The sequence below is a fragment of the Hyalangium versicolor genome (assembly GCF_020103695.1).
GTDB lineage: Bacteria > Myxococcota > Myxococcia > Myxococcales > Myxococcaceae > Hyalangium > Hyalangium versicolor.
The window spans coordinates 20,628-42,443 of the sequence record NZ_JAHXBF010000027.1; the positions used below are offsets into that span (position 1 = coordinate 20,628).

The 21,816-nt window shown below is 65.9% G+C and carries 14 protein-coding genes; 6 read left to right on the top strand and 8 right to left on the bottom strand.

Going from position 1 to position 21,816, the window contains the following annotated elements; genetic code table 11:
* Positions 1 to 105: 105 nt before the first annotated feature.
* The gene (locus KY501_RS41570; RefSeq protein WP_224369537.1) at positions 106 to 2,697 is read left to right on the top strand and encodes a Vps62-related protein; all 2,592 of its coding nucleotides are present in this window, start codon (positions 106 to 108) and stop codon (positions 2,695 to 2,697) included.
* 5 nt (positions 2,698 to 2,702) lie between these two features.
* Here KY501_RS41570 and KY501_RS41575 read toward each other — a convergent pair whose 3' ends face one another.
* Positions 2,703 to 3,758 (bottom strand): class I SAM-dependent methyltransferase, encoded by a 1,056-nt coding sequence (locus KY501_RS41575; protein WP_224369539.1) that lies wholly within the window; start codon positions 3,756 to 3,758, stop codon positions 2,703 to 2,705.
* A gap of 178 nt (positions 3,759 to 3,936) precedes the next feature.
* Here KY501_RS41575 and KY501_RS41580 point away from each other — a divergent pair, with 178 nt between their 5' ends.
* Both KY501_RS41580 and KY501_RS41585 read left to right on the top strand, forming a co-directional pair.
* Positions 3,937 to 4,521, top strand: coding sequence for an outer membrane beta-barrel protein (locus KY501_RS41580; RefSeq protein ID WP_224369540.1), 585 nt, complete (start codon positions 3,937 to 3,939; stop codon positions 4,519 to 4,521).
* An 87-nt stretch (positions 4,522 to 4,608) separates the two neighbouring features.
* The gene (locus KY501_RS41585) at positions 4,609 to 6,447 is read left to right on the top strand and encodes an amidohydrolase (RefSeq protein WP_224369541.1); all 1,839 of its coding nucleotides are present in this window, start codon (positions 4,609 to 4,611) and stop codon (positions 6,445 to 6,447) included.
* 69 nt (positions 6,448 to 6,516) lie between these two features.
* On the opposite strand, the gene KY501_RS41590 is transcribed toward KY501_RS41585, so the two are convergent.
* Complete coding sequence (locus tag KY501_RS41590; RefSeq protein WP_255637272.1) at positions 6,517 to 7,413, bottom strand: LysR family transcriptional regulator; 897 nt, start codon at positions 7,411 to 7,413, stop codon at positions 6,517 to 6,519.
* Positions 7,414 to 7,748: 335 nt separating this feature from the next.
* On the opposite strand from KY501_RS41590, the gene KY501_RS41595 reads away from it, so the two are divergent.
* On the top strand, positions 7,749 to 8,921 hold the full coding sequence (locus tag KY501_RS41595; RefSeq protein WP_304608701.1) for an MFS transporter: 1,173 nt from the start codon (positions 7,749 to 7,751) through the stop codon (positions 8,919 to 8,921).
* Positions 8,922 to 8,938: 17 nt separating this feature from the next.
* Here the strand turns inward: KY501_RS41595 and KY501_RS41600 are convergent, their stop codons facing one another.
* Together KY501_RS41600 and KY501_RS41605 are read right to left on the bottom strand one after the other, a co-directional pair.
* Complete coding sequence (locus KY501_RS41600; RefSeq protein WP_224369544.1) at positions 8,939 to 9,778, bottom strand: nucleotidyltransferase domain-containing protein; 840 nt, start codon at positions 9,776 to 9,778, stop codon at positions 8,939 to 8,941.
* 16 nt (positions 9,779 to 9,794) lie between these two features.
* Positions 9,795 to 11,552, bottom strand: a complete 1,758-nt coding sequence (locus tag KY501_RS41605) for an MFS transporter (protein WP_224369545.1) — start codon at positions 11,550 to 11,552, stop codon at positions 9,795 to 9,797.
* 139 nt (positions 11,553 to 11,691) lie between these two features.
* Between KY501_RS41605 and KY501_RS41610 the strand changes: the two genes are divergently transcribed.
* Positions 11,692 to 12,870 (top strand): saccharopine dehydrogenase family protein, encoded by a 1,179-nt coding sequence (locus KY501_RS41610; RefSeq protein ID WP_224369546.1) that lies wholly within the window; start codon positions 11,692 to 11,694, stop codon positions 12,868 to 12,870.
* A gap of 40 nt (positions 12,871 to 12,910) precedes the next feature.
* Here KY501_RS41610 and KY501_RS41615 read toward each other — a convergent pair whose 3' ends face one another.
* Positions 12,911 to 13,978 (bottom strand): lipase family protein, encoded by a 1,068-nt coding sequence (locus KY501_RS41615; RefSeq protein ID WP_224369547.1) that lies wholly within the window; start codon positions 13,976 to 13,978, stop codon positions 12,911 to 12,913.
* Between the two features lie 87 nt (positions 13,979 to 14,065).
* Positions 14,066 to 15,499 carry an NAD-dependent epimerase/dehydratase family protein gene (locus tag KY501_RS41620; protein ID WP_224369549.1) on the bottom strand — a complete coding sequence of 478 codons (1,434 nt, stop codon included), beginning with the start codon at positions 15,497 to 15,499 and terminating at the stop codon, positions 14,066 to 14,068.
* Positions 15,500 to 15,531: 32 nt separating this feature from the next.
* Between KY501_RS41620 and KY501_RS41625 the strand changes: the two genes are divergently transcribed.
* Complete coding sequence (locus KY501_RS41625; protein WP_224369551.1) at positions 15,532 to 16,425, top strand: ROK family protein; 894 nt, start codon at positions 15,532 to 15,534, stop codon at positions 16,423 to 16,425.
* Between the two features lie 73 nt (positions 16,426 to 16,498).
* Here KY501_RS41625 and KY501_RS41630 read toward each other — a convergent pair whose 3' ends face one another.
* Both KY501_RS41630 and xylB read right to left on the bottom strand, forming a co-directional pair.
* Positions 16,499 to 20,134, bottom strand: coding sequence for a discoidin domain-containing protein (locus KY501_RS41630; RefSeq protein ID WP_224369553.1), 3,636 nt, complete (start codon positions 20,132 to 20,134; stop codon positions 16,499 to 16,501).
* A 129-nt stretch (positions 20,135 to 20,263) separates the two neighbouring features.
* Positions 20,264 to 21,727 (bottom strand): xylulokinase, encoded by a 1,464-nt coding sequence (xylB, locus tag KY501_RS41635; RefSeq protein WP_255637273.1) that lies wholly within the window; start codon positions 21,725 to 21,727, stop codon positions 20,264 to 20,266.
* Between the last annotated feature and the right edge of the window lie 89 nt (positions 21,728 to 21,816).

Below are 21,816 nucleotides of genomic sequence, written 5' to 3' on the forward strand. Positions count from 1 at the left end.
TTCATCCCTGACCTTCGCATCTTGCCCCGGCGAGACGTGGCCGTTCTGTCTTCAAATCACCCACCCGCGCTCCCGCCTGGGCATCCCCGGGAGCGAGAAAGCCATATGCCTCAATCGCTATTCATCGGGCAGCGCATCTCTTTCACCTCCCACCATGGCACGCTCCTCGGCGCCAGGCCGGATGGAAGCCTCTATGCCATCAACGAGTCCGTGGGGACGGCCACCACGTGGTCCGTGCAGGATGCGGGGAACGGTCTCGTCTACCTCGTGAGCGCCAACAACACGCAGCTGGGCTCACGGCAGGACGGGTCGGTCTACACCCATTCCAACAGAGCGGAATGGGAGCGGTGGAGGCTCGAGCCGCAGGCCAATGGGCGGGTGCTGATTACCTCGGCTCAGTTCGGACTGCACCTGGGGGTCGCGCCCGAGGGACGGTTCTATACGCACTCCAACACCGCGGAGTGGGAGCAGTGGATCGCGCGGGACGCGCTCGTGGGCTCGTCCATCGTGCTCTTCAACACCACGCATCAGAGGAGACTGGTCGCCGCGCCGGATGGCAACGTCTCGAGCAATACCGCTCACGAGTACTCGGAGCGCTGGGCCGTGGAGGATGCCGGGAACGGCCGGGTCTACCTCGTGGACGTCAACCGGAAGCAGTTGGGCTCGAGGGCTGATGGCACGGTCTATACCCATACCAACAGACTGGAATGGGAGCGTTGGAAGATCGAGCCCCGGGCCAACGGCGTGTTCCTGATCACCTCGGCGGAGTTCGGCCTGCACCTGGGCGTCAATGGCAATGGAGGGCTCTATACGCACGCCAACTCCGCGGAGTGGGAGCAGTGGGTCCTCGAGGGCGGCCCGCGCACTCCCGGCATCTCCAGCATCACGGCCGACAACATCACGGCGCTTCTCCAGCGGTACGCGCCGATCGTCTACTTCCACCCCGACGAGCAATTCTTCATGTGCTCCGTCGACTGGTTCCTCCGCCAGGCCAGCCTGTACGATCGTACGACCCGAAGCACGACACCCGCGGGCAGCCTGCCGGCGGTGCTCCCCACCGTGAATGGAGGAGAGGATCGGTACTACCTCACCACGCCTTCATCGGCCCGCGCCGGGAACCTGGAGAGCGCCGAGGCGCTGGTGAACGCCAAGTATCACCGTGATGCGGGGTTTCTGGATCTGCAGTTCTGGTTCTTCTACGCCTACAACGGCGCCGGGACTGCCAAGGTCGAACTCCTCGTCGGAGCCGTGAACAGCGATGTCTCCCTGACTCCCATGGGAGAGCACGAGGGAGACTGGGAGCACATCACCTTGCGCTTCCGAGCGGACTCCCTGGCGCTCGACAGCGTCTACATGTCACAGCACTCTGGAGGCGAGTGGTTCAGGAACCCGTCACAGGAACTCGAGTGGCAGAACGGGCGGCCGGTGGTCTATTCATCCCGCAACGGCCACGCCAGCTATGCGCACGCGGGGACGAATCTGTCCAATGGCTTCTCCTGGAAGCCGGAGGGCGTGACGGTCGCGGAGGTCGGCCTTCGCAACGACACGGCGAGGGGCCGCTCCGTCGACCTGCTCGGGCGCTGCCGCGTCGTGTCCGCGGACTTCCTCGCAAGCAACCCCTTCAGCAAGCCGCAGTGGCTGAATTACACGGGGCGGTGGGGCAAGGTCGTGGACTATGTCGACGCGGCGCTCTCGGGCGTGGGCGGGCTGGTCAAAGAAGCGGTCAAGGCGATGATCTCCAAGCTTCCGGAGGAAGTCTCCGGGGAGAGCGGCCCCACGGGCCCGTCGCGCAAGGGCAACTGGAACCCGAGCTGGTCAGGTGACGACGAGTCGATCAGCCCACCCTGGCTGCCTGGCAATGGGATCGTGGCGTTCCACCAGGGCTACCACAACAACGGGGAGCTCTGGAGGACCTTCACGGACGGCCGCCAGTGGTCGACGGATGGGCATGTTCCCCTCGGAATGTCCTCCAGCCCCTCCGCGGTGATGTACCGGGGCAAGCTGTATGTCTTCCACCAGGGCTACGATGACTGCGGCCAGCTCTGGTACAGGACCTTCGATGGCCAGTCCTGGTCGGGTGACACCCAGCTACCGTACGGCCTGTCCGAGAGCCCGTCGGCGGTGGTGTACAACGACAAGATCTACCTCTTCTACCAGGGCATGAATGACTGCGGAGTGCTCTGGTACGCCATCTTCGATGGCAACTCGTGGTCGAAGGACTCCGGGCTTCCGGTGGGGCTGTCCGCCAGCCCTGCGGCGGTGGTGTTCAACGGCAAGCTGTATGTCTTCCACCAGGGCGGAGGTGACTCAGGCGAGTTCTGGTGCATCACCTTCAATGGCAGCACGTGGTCGGCTGACACGCGGCTGCCGTACGGCCTGTCGGACAGCCCTGCGGCGGTGGTTTACAACGGCAAGCTCTATCTCTTCTACGAGGGGCGCGGGGATTGTGGCGTCCTCTGGCACGCCGTCTCCTCCGATGGCAGCTCGTGGCCGCAGGACGCGGGGCTTCCGATTGGAGTGACAGGCGGCCCGTCGGCGGTGGTGTTCGAAAACAAGCTCCACCTCTTCCACCAGGGCAAGGGTGACAACGGCCAGCTCTGGCGGGCCGTCTTCGATGGCCAGACGTGGGCGCCGGACGTGCAGATTTCAGGCGTGGGGATGTCGTCGAGCCCCAGTGCGGTCGTCTGGAGCAAGTAGCAGCACTACGCCCTGTCGGCGAGAAGGACCACCCACTCGCCCTTGGAGCGGCCTACCGCATTCGCCATGATTTCGCGGCGAAGGATGTTCCGCGTTGCATGGGGGCGTGGCCGATGGCCACGCCCATTGGCCTCCGCGATGCGATAGGACTCCTCGAGGATTCCCAGGCCCGCTCCTCCTCCCGCCGAGGAGAAGCTCCTGACGCGATCGAAGCCGGCGCGCTGGCCCAGGTGCACCAGCGCGGGGCCCGTGAACACATAGAGGTGCCGCGGAATCTCGAGTCCCCGCCAGTCCGGGCCCATGACATCGTGGCCGTAGGCCTCCAGGTTCGGTGTCACGGCCACGAGGCGGCCGCCTGGAGCCAGGATGCGCCGGCACTCGGCGATGATCTCGACCGGATTGTGAACGTGCTCGAGGACGTTGTTCATCACGACCGCATCGAACGCGCCCGTCGGAAACGCCTGCTCCGTGAGCTCGCCGAGCCGAACCTCGATCCCGGGAGTCCTGCGGGCCGCGGTGATGGCACCGGGGTCGATGTCGATGCCCACGGCTTCCCATCCATGCCTGGCCGCTGCACGCAGGAAGGTTCCACTTCCGCAGCCCACCTCGAGCAGCCGTCCAGGCTTGCGCCCCTGCAGGAAGAGAAGGTTGGACTTGAAGGTGTCCGCCTTCCAGAAGAAGACCCGTGCGAGCACGGATTTGGCCACGGCCTTCCAGCCGCGGGTGGAATACGGATCATTCCCGTCGTCGGGCTGGGAGTCGTGGGTGTAGTAGGCCTCGTAGAACCGGTGCACGCTTGTTGGCAGTGGCATCGGATCCAGCCACCCCATGCCGCACCGGGCATTGGTGCAGCGCTTGAAGTTCCAGTTCCCCGGCGCGCCGAAGAGGCAGTCCCGAAGCCCCTGATGGAGGATCGCCCCCTCTCCGCCGCACGTCATGCAGATCGCCTGAGGCCTGCAGGCAATCCCCGCATTGTTGACTATTCCCAGGTCCAGCGCGCCATATCCGCGGTCATGGAAGGAGTTCGGGCTGATGCCCTCGAGGGGGAAGTCGGTGTTCATCGGGTCTCGCGCCAGGGATCGGGTGGTCGCGGAACGTAGGGAACGCGGGGGGGACCGGCCACTGCCTCAAGGTCTCTGAGCCCATCGCCAGTTGAACACCTGCTCCAACACCTGGGGAATCTTGCTATGACGGCGCGCGGTACCGCGGAGCGGCCGGCCCGCCATTTCAGGAAGTCCCATGCAGAAGACCTGGATTCTCGCAGCAGTGATCTTCACCGCGTCGACGGCAACTGCTTCCCCTGAGACGCACGATGGCATCTACCTTCGCTTGCAGACAGGCCTTGGCTACACCAGCGCCTCCAACGACGCCTTCACCCTGAAGGGCGGATCGGGTGGGCTGAATGTGGAGCTGGGCTTTGCGCTCTTTCGCAACTTCATCATCGCCGGCAAGCTCTTCGGCACGACGACGCCGAGCCCCGACCTCAAGATTGGCGGCGTCACCTTCGAGAACGATGACGAGGATCTGCGCAGCAACTTCGGCGCAGCCGGTGTTGGCCTCACGTACTACATCATGCCCGCCAACGTGTACCTGTCAGGTGCGCTCACGGTGACGAAGCTCGGACTTGTCCGCAATGACGAAAACCTGGGAGAGACCAAGACCGGCCAGGGCCTCCACTTCGGCATCGGCAAGGAGTGGTGGCTGGCGGACGAGTGGGGGCTTGGCCTCGGTGCCGAGCTTGCGCTCGCGCGCGTGCCTGACGAGAGTGACACGACCTGGAAAGCGGTCAGCGCTCTGGTTCTGCTCTCGGTGACGTACAACTGACCGCGTGAGCGCGTATGGATCCATACGTATGGATCCATACGCGCAATTCAGTGAGGCCGTCATTTTCTCCTGGCCATCGAGGACCCCATGTACGCCGATCTGATCCTGCACAATGGTCGTCTGCACACCGTCGACCGGGAGAACCCCACCGCCAGCGCCGCCGCCATCAAGGACGGTCGGTTCATAGCCGTCGGCGGTGACGCCGAGGTCATGGCCCTGCGCGGTAGCGCCACCCAGGTCATCGACCTGCAGCGGCGCACGGTCATCCCGGGCCTCAACGACTCGCACCTGCATCTGATTCGCGGCGGTCTCAACTACAACCTGGAGCTGCGCTGGGAAGGTGTGCCCTCGCTGGCCGACGCCCTGCGCATGCTCAAGGAGCAGGCTGCCCGCACCCCGGCGCCACAGTGGGTGCGGGTGGTCGGCGGCTGGACCGAATTCCAGTTCGCCGAGAAGCGCATGCCGACCCTCGACGAGCTCAACCAGGCCGCGCCGGAAACCCCGGTGTTCGTCCTTCACCTGTACGACCGTGCGCTGCTCAACCGTGCCGCGCTCCAGGCCGTCGGCTACGGCCGCGACACGCCCAACCCGCCCGGCGGAGAGATCGTCCGCGACGCCAAGGGGAACCCGACCGGCATGCTGGTGGCACGGCCCAACGCGATGATCCTCTACTCCACGCTGGCCAAGGGGCCGAAGCTGCCGCCGGAGTACCAGGTGAATTCGACCCGTCAGTTCATGCGCGAGTTGAACCGCCTCGGCCTGACCAGCGCGATCGACGCTGGCGGTGGTTTCCAGAACTACCCGGACGACTACCAGGTGATCGAGCAGCTGGCCCGGGAGAACCAGCTGACCGTGCGCATCGCCTACAACCTCTTCACCCAGAAGCCCAAGAGCGAGTTGGCCGACTTCCAGCGCTGGACGGGGTCGGTCCAGTATGGCCAGGGCAACGACTTCTTCCGCCACAATGGCGCTGGCGAGATGCTGGTGTTCTCCGCCGCCGATTTCGAGGACTTCCTCGAGCCGCGCCCGGACCTGCCGGGGGCCATGGAGCAGGAACTCGAGCCGGTGGTGCGCCACCTGGTGGAGAACCGCTGGCCGTTCCGCCTGCATGCCACCTACGACGAGTCCATCTCGCGCATGCTCGACGTGTTCGAGAAGGTCAACCGCGACATTCCGTTCAATGGCCTGCCCTGGTTCTTCGACCATGCCGAGACCATCTCGCCGAAGAACATCGAGCGGGTGCGGGCACTCGGCGGTGGCATCGCCATCCAGGACCGTATGGCCTTCCAGGGCGAGTACTTCGTCGACCGCTACGGGGCCAAGGCCGCCGAGCAGACCCCGCCGATCCAGCGCATGCTCGACGCGGGTGTGCCGGTGGGTGCCGGCACCGACGCCACGCGGGTGTCCAGCTACAACCCCTGGACCTCGCTGTACTGGTTGGTCACCGGAAAGACCGTCGGCGGCCTGTCGCTGTACCCGCGAGGACTGTCTCGGGAGACCGCGCTGCAGTTGTTCACGCAGGGCAGCGCCTGGTTCTCCAACGAGCAGGGCAAGAAGGGCCAGATCAAGGTGGGCCAGTTCGCCGATCTCGCGGCGCTGTCGGCGGACTACTTCAGCGTCGAGGCGGAAGCGATCAAGTGGATCGAGTCGGTGCTCACCGTGGTCGGCGGCAAGGTCGTCCATGCCGTCGCTGAGTTCGACAAGCTGTCGCCGCCGCGCCTGCCGGTGATGCCGGACTGGTCGCCGGTGGTCAAGGTCTCCGGCCATTGGAAGCCGGCCGCACCGGTGGCCGCCCAGATGCACCAGTGCGCTGGAGCCTGCACGGTACACGCGCACAGCCACGAGAAGGCTCGCCGGTCGTCGGTGCCGGTCAGTGACTACCAGGGCTTCTGGGGCATCTTCGGCTGCTCCTGCTTCGCCTTCTAGAAGCGCCGCTACGGAGCAGAGGGAGGGGCCAGGTCGGGCCGGTGAGCGCGTTGGACTGACGCCACCGGCTCATCCTCCGTGGGTTGCTACCGCCAGGGCCTCCGGGATTTTTTCCCGCATCAACTCCACGAACCTGCGCAGCCTCGCCGGATGGAAGCGCGCATACGGATAGAGCAGGTACATCGGCAAGGGCGAGGCTCGCCAGCGCGGCACCAGGTGCAGGAGTCGGCCACGCACGATGTCTTCATGGAGCACCCAGGACGAGCCCACGCAGACGCCAAGGCCCTTCACCGCCGCACTGCGGAGGGCATAGAGGCTGTCCGTGCTCATGCGCGGCTGGAAGCTGATGGGCTGGACCTCACCGGTGGCCACGTGGGTCAGTGCGATCTCGTTACGGTAGAAAGTGCGCAGCGACAGCCAGGGCAGCCGTGCAAGCTCGTCAGGGTGGGTCGGTACGGGCACTCCCGCCAGCACTGAGGGCGCGGCCGCGACGATGCGCGGCACTTCGGCCACGCGGATGGCCACCACGCTGGGGTCATGCACCTCGCCGACGTGGATTGCACAATCGATCCCGTGCGCGATGAAATCCACCGCCCGGTCGTGCAGCAGCCATTCGACCGATACCCGCGCGTAGCGATTCAGATACTCCGTCAACGGCTCCACCAGTAACTGTTGTCCGAACGCATGGGGCACCACGACGCGCAGCGTGCCCTCCGGCTCGTCGCTCGCGCCACGCAGGTCGGCCTCGAACATTTCCCAGTTGGCCAGCAGCTCCTTCGCCCGTTCGTAGCAGCGTGCGCCGTCTTCGGTGAGCTTCATGGCATGGGTGGAGCGCTGGAGTAGCCGCAGCCCCAGCGAGCGCTCCAGCGCTTGGAGCCGACGGCTCACCGTCGGCTGCGTGGTGCCTAGCTGCGCGGCGGCGGAGGACAAGCTCCCGGCGTCGACGATGCGGATGAAGGTCTGCATCAACTCGAGCCGGTCGGCAGTGGCTGGCGCGGTGGGTTGGGGAATCCGCTTCTGCGCAGCACGCGGCTGGGTCGACTTTGAAGGGTGGGGCATGAGGGGGCGCTTCCCGGTGCTTGATACGCGGAGCGTATAACTGCTGTGCGGAGCACGCTACTACCGGCACCTACCCCTCTGGCGCACACTCCCCTCGACTCGCATCGCCAAGGGAGAACAATATGTCCTTCATTCGTGCCGTACATGGAACCGCCGGAACCGGCACCATGGCTACGGGGGGCTCCGTCGCTCCGGCCAGCCCGCCTCAGCCCACGATGGCCAGCCACTGTGGCAGCGAGCCCTTGTCGGGTGGCCTGCGCCTGTTGCTGGCTGCGGGCGCTGGGCTCTCGGTGGCGTCGATCTACTACAGTCAACCGATGCTGGCGGTGATGGGCTCCACCATTGGCGCCTCGGATACCGCGGTGGGGCTGGTGCCCACGCTCACTCAGTTGGGATACGCGCTGGGCATCCTGCTGCTGATCCCCCTCGGTGATCGCTTCGACCGGCGCACCATCATCCTCACCAAGGCCTCCCTGCTGAGTGTGGCGCTGCTGTTGGGGGGCATCGCGCCGGACGTCGGCGTGTTGCTGGCGGTGAGCTTCGCCGTCGGCCTGACGGCAACCATGGCGCAGGACATTGTCCCGGCCGCCGCGACCCTGGCCCCCGAGCGTGAGCGCGGCAAGGTGGTCGGTACGGTGATGACTGGTCTGTTGCTCGGCATCCTGCTGTCCCGGGTCATCAGTGGAGTGGTCGCTGAGCACTTCGGCTGGCGCGCCATGTACGTGATCGCCTCCGCCAGCGTGATCCTGATCGGCGCGGCGGCCTGGCGCGGACTGCCCAACTTCCGTCCCACCAGCACGCTCTCATACGGTGCTCTGCTCGGTTCGCTCGCCAGCCTGTGGCGCAAGCACGGAGCCCTGCGCCGGGCCGCGCTGGCTCAGGGCCTGCTCTCGATCGGCTTCAGTGCATTCTGGTCCACCCTGGCCGTGATGCTGCATGGTGCGCCGTTTCACCTGGGCAGCGCGGCGGCTGGTGCCTTCGGCCTGGCTGGTGCGGCTGGTGCGTTGGGCGCGCCAGTGGCGGGCCGTGTCGCGGATTGCTTCGGCCCCGAGTTGGTCACGCGCCTGGGCGCTGGACTGACCGCTCTCTCGTTCGCCACGATGCTCACGTCTCCGTGGCTCGAGCCGAACGCTCGGCTGTGGCTGCTTGCCGGCAGCGCGATCGGTTTCGACCTCGGCGCCCAGATCATGCTCGTGGCACATCAGACGATCGTCTTCGGCATCGACCCTGCCGCACGCAGCCGGCTCAACGCGGTGCTGTTCGTCTGCATGTTCATCGGCATGTCCCTTGGTGCGGCGAGCGGCAGTCTCGTGCTGGCCCACTGGGGATGGGTGGCGGTGACGCTGCTGGCGACCGCCTCGGCGCTGGCTGCCTTGCTGGTCCGCCTGCTTCCGGGAACCCGCACGGTCCGTTGAGTCACTTCGGTACGGCTTCACCCGGGCGTTCGCGCTCGCTCGAGGAGGGCATGCATACCGCTGGACAGGGCACGCAGGCGGAGCAGTGCGCGCTCGTGCTCCCCATCGCCGATGGCTTTCCAGATCTCCATCTGCGTGTCGGCCAGACCTTCGATCGTGAGCGGGTAGGTCGCGGCTTCGGGGACGGATCCCTTCTCGTTGATCAGGTAGCGGCCATTCAGGGCGAATAGCACCTGGGCGAGGCAACTCAGTGCCCGGTAGGCACACCCCGCGATGTGCGTGCGCTCGCCGCGCCGGGCCGCGATCTCGGCGTTGTCGATGGCGAAGTCCACCTCCCAACCGAAGCGGGCGACCAGCGCATCCTTCAGCACTTCCGGATATGGCTGTGTCTCGCCCTTCAGTGCGGCAATGACACCGGACGGGTCGAAGAGCGGGCGGCACGTGTCGACCTCACCCATCCAGATGGTCGAGCAGAAGCCGTGGGGGTGGCCCACCTGATGGTTCATCGAAAAGAGGCCCTTCCGCGCGTCGGCGATGACAGCTCGCACACGGCTGAGGTCGCGGTAGAGGAAGTCGACCTCGACGCCACCGATGCTGAGCCAGCCACCGCCGATGATCCACGGGCCCCATTCACCGATCCGGGTCACCGTCGATGACGGATCGTCGACTAATGGGACGATGGCCGAGCGCAGTGCCTCGACGTCGAGCGGAGCCTCCGGCTCATAGTAGAGGCCGATGTCGTAGTCGGAGGCGGGGCCCGCCGTTCCTCTTGCGCGCGAGCCGCCGAGGACGATGGCCGACAGGCCCCCGACGGGCTTGAGCGCCTCAACGATACAGACAAGGACGGAATCCTCCATTCCATCACCATGACATCTAGTGTGTGTGGTAGATGGCGCTGTCCTTCGTCTCGCGCACGAACAGCAGCCCGATGACGAGCGTTATGGCGGCGACAATGATGGGGTACCAGAGCCCCGAGTAGATGTCGCCCGTGGCCGCCACGATGGCGAACGCGGTGGTGGGCAGGAACCCGCCGAACCATCCGTTGCCGATGTGGTACGGGAGCGACATCGACGTGTAGCGGATGCGCGTGGGGAACATCTCCACGAGCATCGCCGCGATCGGCCCGTAGACCATGGTCACGTAGAGCACCAGCACCATGAGCAGGAGCACGACCGGCACATGGTTCACACGGGTGGGGTCCGCCTTGAGCGGGTAGCCCGCCGACTGGATGGCCGCGTTCAGCTCGCGATCGAAGCGCGCGGCCTCGGCCTTCGCATCTCCCCCTGTGCCCGAGCCGTGGGAAGCCGACGGCCCGTGTCCGAGCGACACCTCCGTCTTGCCCGAGCCCGCGGGGTCCGCCGCGTACGCGGCGATGACCGTCTCCCCCACGCGCACTGTGGCCGACTGCCCCGCGGAGAGCGCCACGTTGGAGTAGGGAATGCCGCGCTTGACCAGGGCTGACTTCGCGATGTCACACGAACTGGTGAAGCTCGAGGTGCCCACCGGGTTGAACTGGAAACGGCACTCGTTCGGGTCGGCGCTCACCACCACCGGCGCGCGTGCGATGGCCTCCTCGAGCGCAGGGTTGGCGAAGTGGGTGATGGCCCGGAAGAGGGGGAAGTAGGTGACGATGGCCAGGGCCAGCCCCGCCATGATGATGGGCTTGCGGCCGATACGGTCCGACAGCACCCCGAAGATGACGAAGAAGGGGGTGGCGAGCGCCAACGCCGCGGCAATCATCAGGTTCGCCGCCTGCGCGTCTATCTTGAGCGTTTGGGTGAGGAAGAACAGCGCGTAGAACTGCCCCGTGTACCAGACCACGGCCTGACCCGCGACGACGCCAAAGAGCGCGAGCAGGACGATCTTCAGGTTGCGCCACTCGGCGAAGGCCTCACGCAGCGGCGCCTTGGACGTCTTGCCCTCGGCCTTCATCTTTTGGAAGGCCGGAGACTCGCTGAGCATGAGCCGGATCCAGATGGAGACGGCCAGCAGGAGCACCGAGATGAGGAACGGGATGCGCCAGCCCCACGACTCGAAGGACTCGACGCTCATCGACACACGGCAGCCGAGGATGACCAGCAGCGAGAGGAACAGGCCCAGGGTCGCCGTGGTCTGGATCCACGCCGTGTAGCGGCCGCGCTTGCCATTGGGCGCGTGCTCGGCCACGTAGGTCGCGGCGCCGCCGTACTCTCCTCCCAGCGCCAGGCCCTGCAGCAGCCGCAGTACGATGAGGATGACGGGCGCGATGATGCCCAGCGTCGCGTATCCCGGCAGCACGCCGACGATGAACGTCGAGATGCCCATGATGAGGATGGTGACGAGGAAGGTGTACTTGCGGCCCACCAGATCCCCGAGCCGCCCGAACACCAGCGCACCAAAGGGCCGCACCGCGAAGCCCGCCGCGAACGCGAGCAGGGCGAAGATGAAGGCCGCGGTGGGGTTGACGCCCGAGAAGAACTGCTTGGCGATGATCGCGCTGAGCGAGCCGTACAGATAGAAGTCGTACCACTCGAACACCGTGCCCAGCGACGAGGCGAAGATGACACGCCTCTCCTCGGAGGTCATGGGCCTGACGGTGGCGGCATCCGGAGGGCTGCTGGGGAGCGAGGCTTGAGCGTCGGGAGGGGCCATGGTGTTGCAATAGATACCACGCGAGGCTCGTGGACCCGATGGTCCCGTCCGATCGTCATTCTCTTGACACCACCCTCATGTTGACACTGTGAACATGGGCCGTAGTCTTGTGCCTTCAACGTGTGGCGGAGGGAGCGCGATGAAGGACGCCGAATTCGACGTGGTCGTCTATGGAGCGAGCGGATTCACGGGCCGGCTCGTTGCTGAGCACCTGGTCCAGCGGACTGTTGCCCCGAAGCTGCGCTGGGCCATGGCCGGGCGCGATCTGGAGAAGCTCGCGACCGTGCGTGACGAGATCCGCGCGCCCGCGGATACGCCGCTGATTGCCGCCGCGGCAGACGACGCCGGGGCGCTGCGCGGCATGGTGGCGAGAACGAAGGTTGTGATTACCACCGTCGGGCCCTATCAACTGTATGGGGATCAACTGGTAGCGGCCTGTGCGGCGGTGGGCACCGACTACCTGGACCTCTGCGGCGAGCCCGCGTGGATGCGGCGGATGATCGACAGGCACGAGGCCGAGGCCAAGGCGAGCGGCGCCCGGATCCTCTTCTCATGTGGTTTCGATTCCATTCCGTTCGAGCTGGGTGTGCTCTTCCTCCAGGACGCGACGAAATCGAAGTTCGGCGTCCCGGCCTCGAGGATCAAGGGGCGGGTGCGCGCGTTCCGCGGGTTGGTCTCCGGAGGCTCGCTGGCGAGCATGAAGGCCACGTTGGAGGCGGCTCGGGACGAGCAGACGGTCGCTCTGCTCAAGGATCCCTTCGCCCTGACTCCTGGCTTCCGCGGCCCCCCGCAGCCCGAAGGCGGTCTGCAGGCCAGGTACGACGAGGATCTCGGCAGTTGGAACGCGCCCTGGGTGATGGAGGTGATCAACACCCGGAATGTGCACCGCTCGAACCATCTCCAGGGGCATCCCTACGGGCAGGACTTTCTCTACGACGAGCGCGTGCTGACGGGCCCCGGTGCCGAGGGTGAAGCGCGCGCCAAGGCCATGGCGGCAGCCAGCTCGCCCTTGGCGGATCCGAAAGCGCCGAAGCCAGGCGAAGGGCCCAGTCGGGAGGAGCGCGAGGCCGGTTTCTACGAGCTGATCTTCGTGGGTGTCACGAAGGATGGGCGCAAGCTGAGCGCCCTCGTTCGAGGAGACCGGGATCCCGGTTACGGCTCCACCTCCAAGATCATCGTGGAGACGGCCGCCCATTTCCTGCAGCACGGTGGGGCGGTTCGCGGCGGGATCTGGACACCCGGAGCTGCGCTGGGGCGGGGCCTCATCGAGCCGCTGACCCGATACGCCGGGCTCGGCTTTCAGCTGCTCGAGGAATAGCCTGACGCGGCGGTGCTCCGCCCCGCGCTCTGTCGATGACTCAGCTGGGGAACTGCTGGGTCAGCAGCTCGTAGTAGAGGGGGGCGTGGTGCTGCCACCAGCCATCATTGGGATTCTGGGGATTGGTTCCAGGCTTCCCCTGCAGGGTGATGGGAGTGCCGCACGCGGTGAAGTTGAACGTGGGCAGGAGCTTCAGGGTCGTACCGGCATCCGCGGCCGTGCGCGTCTGGACGTACTTCTGCTGCTTCAGCATGGCCCCGAGCTTCTGGAGCGTGGGCTCGTGCCGCACCCGTGCGGCCTGCTGCTGCTGCTGTTGGGCCTTCCGAAGGTGTTCCGTGGCGGCGAGGATCTCCGGGGAAGTCGCGGCCGCCGCCAGGCCACCGGTGCTCACCAGGTTGGGCTTGTTGATGTCGTCGAGCAGCTCGAAGGTGAAGGGCACCTGGGGCACCCAGTCCTGATCGTTGTTGACCGTGAAGCCCATGCCGGTGTTCGAGACGATGGCGTTGTAGTCATCGCCATAGTGATCATTGCCCGGCTTGGGTTGCGCGAAGACGTACGACTTGTAGTTGTACGTGAAGCCGAACTTACCCAGCAGTGAGGAGTACTGGAGGAACGAGCGGACCAGTGTGGCCATGGCCGCGCCCTGGCTGTGCCCTGTGATGAAGACGTCACTGCCGCTCGGGACGTGGGTCACCAGATTGACGAGGATGCCGACGGTGGGATCGAGCAGCGTGAGGAAGGTGCCCATCGCAAAGCCCACGTGGACAGCTGCCTGCGTGTCCGCGGCGAAGCTGTAGGACAGCTCATAGCCGAGCGCCGAAACGGTCCCACTGGCAGGGATCATGACGGCCAGAGCGTCCTCCAGCTCGCTGCCGGTGAGCGCGACGGTGCCTCGGATGACGACGGCGTATTGCTTGCTTCCCGAGGTGTTGTTCTTCCAGAGCTGCCACCGGTTGTCGAACGGTCCGAATTGCTGGGAGTCGAAGACGACCGACCAGTTCGAAGGGATGGGAGGCGGCGGAAGTCCCGGCGTGGTGCCTTCGATCTGCGCGCAGAAAGCGAGGAGAGGCTGTGCTTCCAAGACATTGAAGCCTGGCGTGAAGGCCATGGAGTTCTCCTGATGAGAGGGGACAGCGGTGGGAGCATATGCGGAGAACTCCAGCATGTGGTGCGAGAGCTTCGTTCGCGCCAGACTTCATGCGGCGGGAAGTGGGGCGGAAGGTGCGTTCGCGACGCGCTGCAGGTGGCGCGAGAAGGCCTTCATCACGAGCAGGTGTACCTTGGCCTGGGTCAGTGTGTAGAGCAGCCACGGCAGGCGCGGCTCGAAATCATGAATGGCCGCCAGAATGTGGCGCCCACCGAGGACGACGCGGAACTCCAGCCGCCCTCGTACCGGCTCGTTGGGACGTACGCGCGCCAGCAGGCCACCGGTGATGTAGTAGAGCGCCCGGTCCGGAGTGCTGAGCGGAGCGCTGTAGTCCAACACCAGCAGGGGCTTGCGCAGGCCCGCGAAGAAGAAGCTGAGTGTGTGGTTGTCGTCCCGGTGCACGCTGATCAGCGGCCACATGAAGCGCGGCAGCCAGGCCCGGTATTCGTTGGCCACCCAGGTGGCGTCCTTGCCTGCCGGCAGATGCAGGCGCTGCACCGAGCGCACCGTGCGCCGGGAACGAGTCCGCTTCGCGCGAGAGGTGCGCGGCTCGGAGTGAGGCGAGCGGGCGAGCGAGTCCTTCAATGCCTCGAGAAAGGGCGTCAGTCGCCGCCCTGGGACCACGAGCCGCCTCTCATCGGAGGCCACCATGGGGTGAGCGAGGCTCTCCACCAGTGGCTTCACCAGCTTCCCCGGCACACCGCTGATCATCGTCACCCAGGCGGCTGACAGCCGGGGAGTGAGCAGCGGCACGTCGATCATGATGCGCCGCAACCCCAGGGCCGAGGCTGTCTGACGCATCATCTCGCGGTAGGTGAGGACCTCCGGCCCACCAATGTCGTAGGTGTGGCCATAGAGTTCCCGGTTCCCGAGGCAATACTCGAGCAGCGCCAGCACGTCCTCCAGGGCGATGGGCTGGGTCTGCGTTCCCGTCCACGTGGGAGTGAGCATGACGGGGAGCTTCTTCACCAGCTGCAAGAGGATGGGCAGCGACGAGCCCTGGGGTCCCACCACCAGCGCCGCACGCAGCGCTGTCACCGGAACGCCATGAGATGCCAGCGTCTGCTCCACTTCGAGCCGGCTCTTCAGGTGCCTGGAGAGCTTCGAAGCATTGGGAACCAGTCCCCCCACGTAGACAATCTGCTCGGCTCCCACGGCCTTGGCGGCGCGGCCCACGTTGTCGGCCAGGAGCAGATCCAGATCCTCGAAGCGCGCCTGGGTGAGCCGCGCCGACGGCTTCATGCTGTGAACCAGGTAGATGACGTGGCGAGCGCCGACGAGTGCCTCCCGGGTCTGCAGGAACGAGAACAGGTCCGCCTGGCGCCACTCGACGCCATTCTCGTCCACGCCGGGGGCATGCGAGCGCGAGAGGCCCACCACCCGCATGCGAGGCGCCAACTGCCGGAGCAGCGCGGATCCAATGAAGCCGCTCGCACCGGTGACAACGGTGAGAGGAGGCGCAGGTTCGAGCTGGGAGTCCACCTCCTGCACTCTAACCGTGCGATGCTCAGCGCATGGAGACCTTTGGAGGCATCGAGGCGGGAGGCACCTGGTTTGTGTGCGTGGTGGGCGATTCGGAGCGCTCCATTCTCGCGGAGGCTCGGTTCCCCACCACCACCCCGGAGGAGACGCTCGGGCGCGTCGTCGCCTTCTTCCGCGAGCAGAACCGGGTGCTGCCTCGGCCCATCTCTGCGCTCGGAGTGGCTTGCTTCGGCCCCCTTGAGCTGGCTCCTGGTTCTCCCCGGTTCGGCTGCATCACTACCACGCCCAAGCCAGGGTGGGCCCACACTCCCATCGTGCGAACGCTCCAGGAGGCCCTGGATGTACCCGTGACCCTGGACACCGACGTCAACGCGGCCGCCATTGCAGAGGGAACCTGGGGCGCGGCAGCCGGGCTGGACAACTTCATCTATCTGACCATCGGTACCGGGATTGGCGGTGGAGGCGTGTTCAACGGTCAGCCGCTCCATGGACTGGTCCACCCCGAGATGGGTCACATCCGGGTGCCTCATGACTGGCAGCGCGATCCCTATCCCGGAGCTTGTCCCTACCATGGGGACTGCTTCGAGGGACTGGCCGCGGGTCCCGCCCTGCGGGGGCGTTGGGGAATCGCCGGTGAGTCCTTGCCGTCGGACCACCCGGCCTGGGCACTGGAAGCCCACTACATCGCCCAGGGCCTGCATGGCCTCATCTGCACCCTCTCGCCGACCCGGCTCATCCTGGGAGGCGGAGTGATGCAGCAGGCACAGCTCTTCCCGTTGATCCGAGCGGAGACAGTCCGGTTGCTCAATGGCTACGTCTCGTCTCCGAGCATTCTGGAAGGGATCGACCAGTACATCGTCCCGCCAGGCCTCGGCCACCGGTCTGGGGTGATGGGGGCGCTGGCTCTCGCGCGGCGAAGGAGCTGAGCGCCCTGGGGAAGGCGAGGCGGGGAGCGGGCTCGGGACGGCCCACTCCCCACCTGTCCCGCGACGAACCGCCTCAGTTGTTCTGCAGCGGGTTGACGCGGATGAGCGACTTGGGCGGCACGGCCGTCGTCCCGGTCGTCCCCGAGGCGTTCTTGAACGTCACCGTCACGGTGGTGTCCGTGGGGTTCCATAGCAGGGCCTGGTACGCCGTCCCCTTCTTGTACACGGTGGCGCTCGCCCCGCCGGTGGCCCAGACATCCCGGGTGCGCTGTCCCAGGCTGGCCATGTTGTGGATGAACCAGTACGTGTTGAACACCTCGTTCTGCTGCAGGTTGGTCGCGTTCCACTTGCTCAGCACGGCCGGCGCGTTGCTCAAGGACTGGATGGGCCAGACGACGTGCTGCCACGTCGTCTCCGCGCCGCCGTTGTCCGTCACGAAGCCGTTGTAGAGCGCTCCCACCTTGGCCGTGTCGAAGCCGTAGCTCGACAGATACTCGGAGGTGGGCAGCCAGTGGATGCCGTAGATGTGGACTGGCGCGGCGCTGAAGAAGGTGCCGTAGAAGTTGGACGAGCCGTACACCTGGCCCACCGACTTGTGCGTCCACTGGCTCAGCCAGTTGTCCCCATCGTAGTTGAACCAGTACTGCTCCACGGCCTTCAGCTCCGTCGTGAAGCCGTAGATGCCCGCGTTGCGGTACGTGGTGTTGCCAGTCACGACGCCCCACAGGTACTCGCCCACCCAGCCGAAGAGGGACTCACCGGCCGCCTCCTGGTTGTTGCCGCTGTCGTTGTCCGCGTACCCACCCGCCCAGGAGTGGCCCTCGTACGGATCGAAGTTGCGGAAGAACGGGTAGAGCGGGTCCGTCCTCGACGGGTTGGCATAGTCCCGGATCAGGTGCTCCACCATGGGGCCGTACTGGGTGCGGAAGTTCGAATCGTAGGCCGCCAACACCGCCGAGGCGAAGACGTAGTACCCGTAGGTGAAGTGGTGGTCGGTGATGCCCGTGTTCGCTCCGAACTCACTGCTCTTGTAGTACGTCGTGCCCCAGTCCGAGTTGTAATAGAGGAAGTAGTCCGGCTCGCCCGAGGTATAGGTGTACCAGTTGGTGAGCATCGTCTTGATGCGAGACAGGAACAGGTCGCGGTAGCTCGTCGCGCCCACCTTGTCCGCGGCGATGACTCCCATGGCCAGCGGGTGCAGCTGCTTGCCCTGCCAGTACGCATCGGCCGCCATGGGAGTGGTCGACGTCTCGCGCTCGAGCGTCTGCAGGTACTGGTTCATCAGCGTGCGCGAGTACTCTGAGTTCGTCGGCTCGGGGAACTGCGGCACGATTCCCTGGAAGCGGTTCACCGTGGTGAACGTGTTGCCTTCGTGGACCTTCAGCTTGCCGCGCACGGAGCCGTAGGTGAGCGCGGTGAGGGACGAGGTGGAGCTCTTCCACTGGTGCGGCAGCAGGGCCTGCAGCGTCTCGTTGGAGAAGCCCGTGCGCTTCAGCGTCGTCGTCACGTTGAAGTTGGTGGTGAGCTGGGCGGTGGACTCGTCGAAGGTGTAGCTGACCTGGGTGCCCGTCACGAAGGCGTAGGCGTGCTGGTAGAAGTAGTTCAGGTCCGCTGGCGCGGTCAGCGCAGCCACCGACAGGTAGTTCTGGGAGCTGCCGAGCTGGATCTTGATCTTCGGGCCCACCCGCCGGAACACGCTGCCGGGAGGCGCGAAGATGCCGTAGTAGCGCGTCTGGGCCGTGGCGGCGGGGCTGCCGTCGACGTTCGCGATCTTCACCCCGATGTGGTCCGCCGTCAGCGACGCCCCGTCCGCCGTGAGGACTGAAGTGTTCGAGTCATCGAAGAGCTGGGTGATGAGGGGAGAGTAGATCTCCACCGAGGCGGGATTGGCGAACTGGGCGAAGAGGTACGGCGAGCCCTTGACGAACGTCACCTTCATCTTGTCCGTGGAGTCGTCGCTGAGGACCGAGTCCACCGACCAGTCTCCGTAGGCCGTCACCCGGTTGGCCATCTTGGAGGTGTTGATGTCATTGGACATCAGATAGAGGTCCGGAGTGCCGCTCGCGTTCATCGCCGAGCCATCCCCGTTGATCCATCCCGCTCCCGGAGTCAGCACGCCGAGTCCCTGGCTGAAGTACTTGGACTTCAAGGGCAGGGTGATGATCCCATCCCCGAGCGGCTTGATGAGCAGGGACTGCCACCAGTCATTGGAGGGCAGGGGCGTGGCCAGCGTGCTGGCCTTGTAGGCCGGGTAGGCTGGCTGCGGCATCGTGATGTCATTGGTCAGGTAGCTGCCCTGGCCCGCCGCCACCGTGGTCGGAGTCGGCAGGGCCGGAATCGTATAGGTCGGCTTGGGCTCGCCGGTGACGTAGTCGTAGACCTCGAACTCGTACAGCGAGTAGCCAAAGCCGGTGGCTCGGGCCAGGCCCTTCACCCGCACGTAGCGCCCGGAGCCGTACAGGGGGATCTCCTGCTTGCCGCTCTTGCCGTGCAGCTCCCGGTAGAGGGTCGTCCAGGTGGCGTTGTCATTGGACACCTGGACGTCGAAGACGCGCCCCGCCGCCGTCTCCCAGTTCAGGACGACCCGGCCAATCGTGCGCGTGCCGCCCAGGTCCACGGTGAACCACTCGTTGTCCGTGGCGTTGGAGCTCCACCGGGTGCCGGCGTTCCCATCCACGGCGTTGGCCGGAGGCGTTGGGCCCGTGGAGGTCGTCTGCTGGTAGGAAGAGGCGGTGGCCGTCTTGTTCAACGCCACGTTGGGCCCGTACTGGACAGGCGGCGTGTTCACTCCACCCGTGCCGTACACCTCCAGTTCCAGGATGGAATACCCATAGGCGGCGAGGGCGCGCTGAGTCCCCAGGATGCGGACGTACCGGCCACTGCCACTCACCGTCAGCGTGTCCAGTCCTCCATCCCCCGCGGTCGTCGAGTAGAGGTCCGTCCAGGTCAGCTCGTCACTGGAGACCTGGACCTTGTACGCCTTGGCGTAGGCGCCCTCCCATTGGATCTTCACCTGGGAGATCTGCGCCGAGGCACCCAGGTCCACGTAGAGCCACTGAGGATCCACGCCCCACTGGCTGGCCCAGCGGCTCCCCGTGGTGCCGTCCACCGCCAGGTTCGCCGTGTTGTTGCCCTCCGCCGAGGACGCATAGGCCGTGCGGTTGGCGGACAGGTTCACAACGGTAGGCGGAGGCGTCGTCCCACCGGTCGAGCCGTACACCTCGAACTCCCAGAGGGAGTACCCATAGGCGGTGAGGGCGCGCTGAGTCCCCAGGACGCGGACATAGCGGCCGCTGCCGCTCACTGTCACGTCGTCGGTGCCTCCGTCGCCCGTGGTCGTCGAGTACACGTCCGTCCAGGTGGAGTTGTCGTTGGAGACCTGGAGCTTGTAGGCCTTGGCGTAGGCGCCCTCCCATTGGAGCCGGATCCGATCGATGGTCGCGGTAGCTCCCAGGTCCACGGAGAGCCACTGGGGATCCACGTTCCACGTGCTCGCCCACCGGGTGCCCGTGGCGTTGCCGTCCACCGCCAGGTTCGCCGTATTGGCGCCTTCCACTGAGGAGGCGGACGCGGGCTTCTGTGATGACAGCAACGTGGAGGCCGCGTGCGAGGCCGTTCCGCTGAGTGCTGCTGCAAGCGCCACCATCGCCGTCAGGCTGCTGGCGGGGAGGGCACTGCTTCCAAGTAGCCTCTTCCTCTCGGTTTTCATGATGCTCCTCGTGTCCAGGCGGTGAGACGCGAGGAATATACATGAAAGCGCTTTCAACAGATAGTTCAGGGTTTACAAAGAAAGCAGAGTGTCATGTGGATTTACGACTTGTTGCGTCAATTTCGTGTTTCAACACCTGAAGGCTTCTCGCAGGTTCGTGTAGAGCCGCCGGAACAAGGTGAGCTTTGGCTGGAGCTGCTCGGCGAGCCGCGCATCCGGCTCCACGACATGCTCGGTCCGTGGCGGAGTACAGAGCGCTTCGGGAGGCTCTCCCGTCACCGAGAGGCGGGCCAACCGTGCGGCGCCGAACGCGGGTCCCATGTCGGCGCCCGCCGGGTACAGCAGGGGACGGCCCAGGACACTCGCGAGAATGCGGCCCCACAAGAGGCTGCGGGAGCCTCCGCCGATGACCTGGATCGAGTTGAGCTTTGCCCCTGCCTCCTCGAGGACGGCCTGGCCATCCGCGAAGGCGAACGCGACTCCTTCGAGTACGGCACGCGCCAGCGCCGCTCGCTGGGTGCTGTGGGTGAGCCCGAAGAAGACGCCCTTGGCGTGGGGATCGTTGTGGGGCGTGCGCTCCCCCGAGAGATAGGGCAGGAACACCAACCCGTCCGTCTCTGGAGGAGCCTGTTCGAGCTCCTGCAGGAGGGTTGCCTCATCTGCCGCTCCCGTGAGCCGGGTGACCCAGCTCAGGCAACTGGAAGCGCTCAGGATGACGGACATCTGGTGCCAGCGGCCTGGGAGTGCGTGGCAGAAGGCGTGGACCCCTCGGTTGGGATTGGGGGAGAACGCCGCGTTGCTGACGAAGAGCACTCCGGAGCTGCCCAAGGAGAGGAAGGCGGTCCCCGGCGCTACGACTCCAACGCCAATCGCGCCCGCAGCGTTGTCGCCCCCTCCACCGGCGACCACGATCTTTCCCTCCATGCCCCAGGCCGAGGCGATGTCGGGCGAGAGCAGGCCCGTGGGCTCCGTGCCCTCAAACAGCCGGGGCATGTGTCCCGACTGGAGTCCGGTGGCCGCCAGGAGTTCGTCCGACCAGGCCCGTCGGGCCACATCCAACCAGAGCGTTCCGGCCGAGTCCGACATGTCTGACGCGTACTCGCCTGTCATGCGAAGCCGGAGGTAGTCCTTCGGCAAGAGCACCTTCGCCACCGCTCGGAAGATCTCCGGTTCGTGCTGGGCGACCCACAGCAACTTGGGAGCAGTGAAGCCAGGCATGGCGGCATTGCCGGTGATGGCGCGACTGGTGGGAACCCGGCGCTCGAGTTCCGCGCACTCGGCGCCGCTTCGCCCATCGTTCCAGAGGATCGCGGGACGGAGGACTCGATTCGCGCGGTCGAGCAGCGTCGCACCATGCATCTGTCCCGAGAGACCGATGGCGCGGACACCCCGGATCGCGTCAGGCTGGGCACGACGCACTGAGGCCACCGCCTGGTTCGTCGCCGCCCACCATGCTTCCGGATCCTGCTCGGACCACAGCGGGTGGGGACGTTGGACTGTCAGTGGCCCCGTCGCCTGCGCAACCACGCGTTCTTCGGAGTCGACGAGGATCGCCTTGACCCCCGAAGTGCCGAGATCGATGCCAAGGTACATGGGTCGTCCATATCAGACTCAGTGAAAGTCTACAGCCCGCACCAAACCCAACCGGTGAGAAGAACTCCGAGCCCGTGGGGGCAACCCAC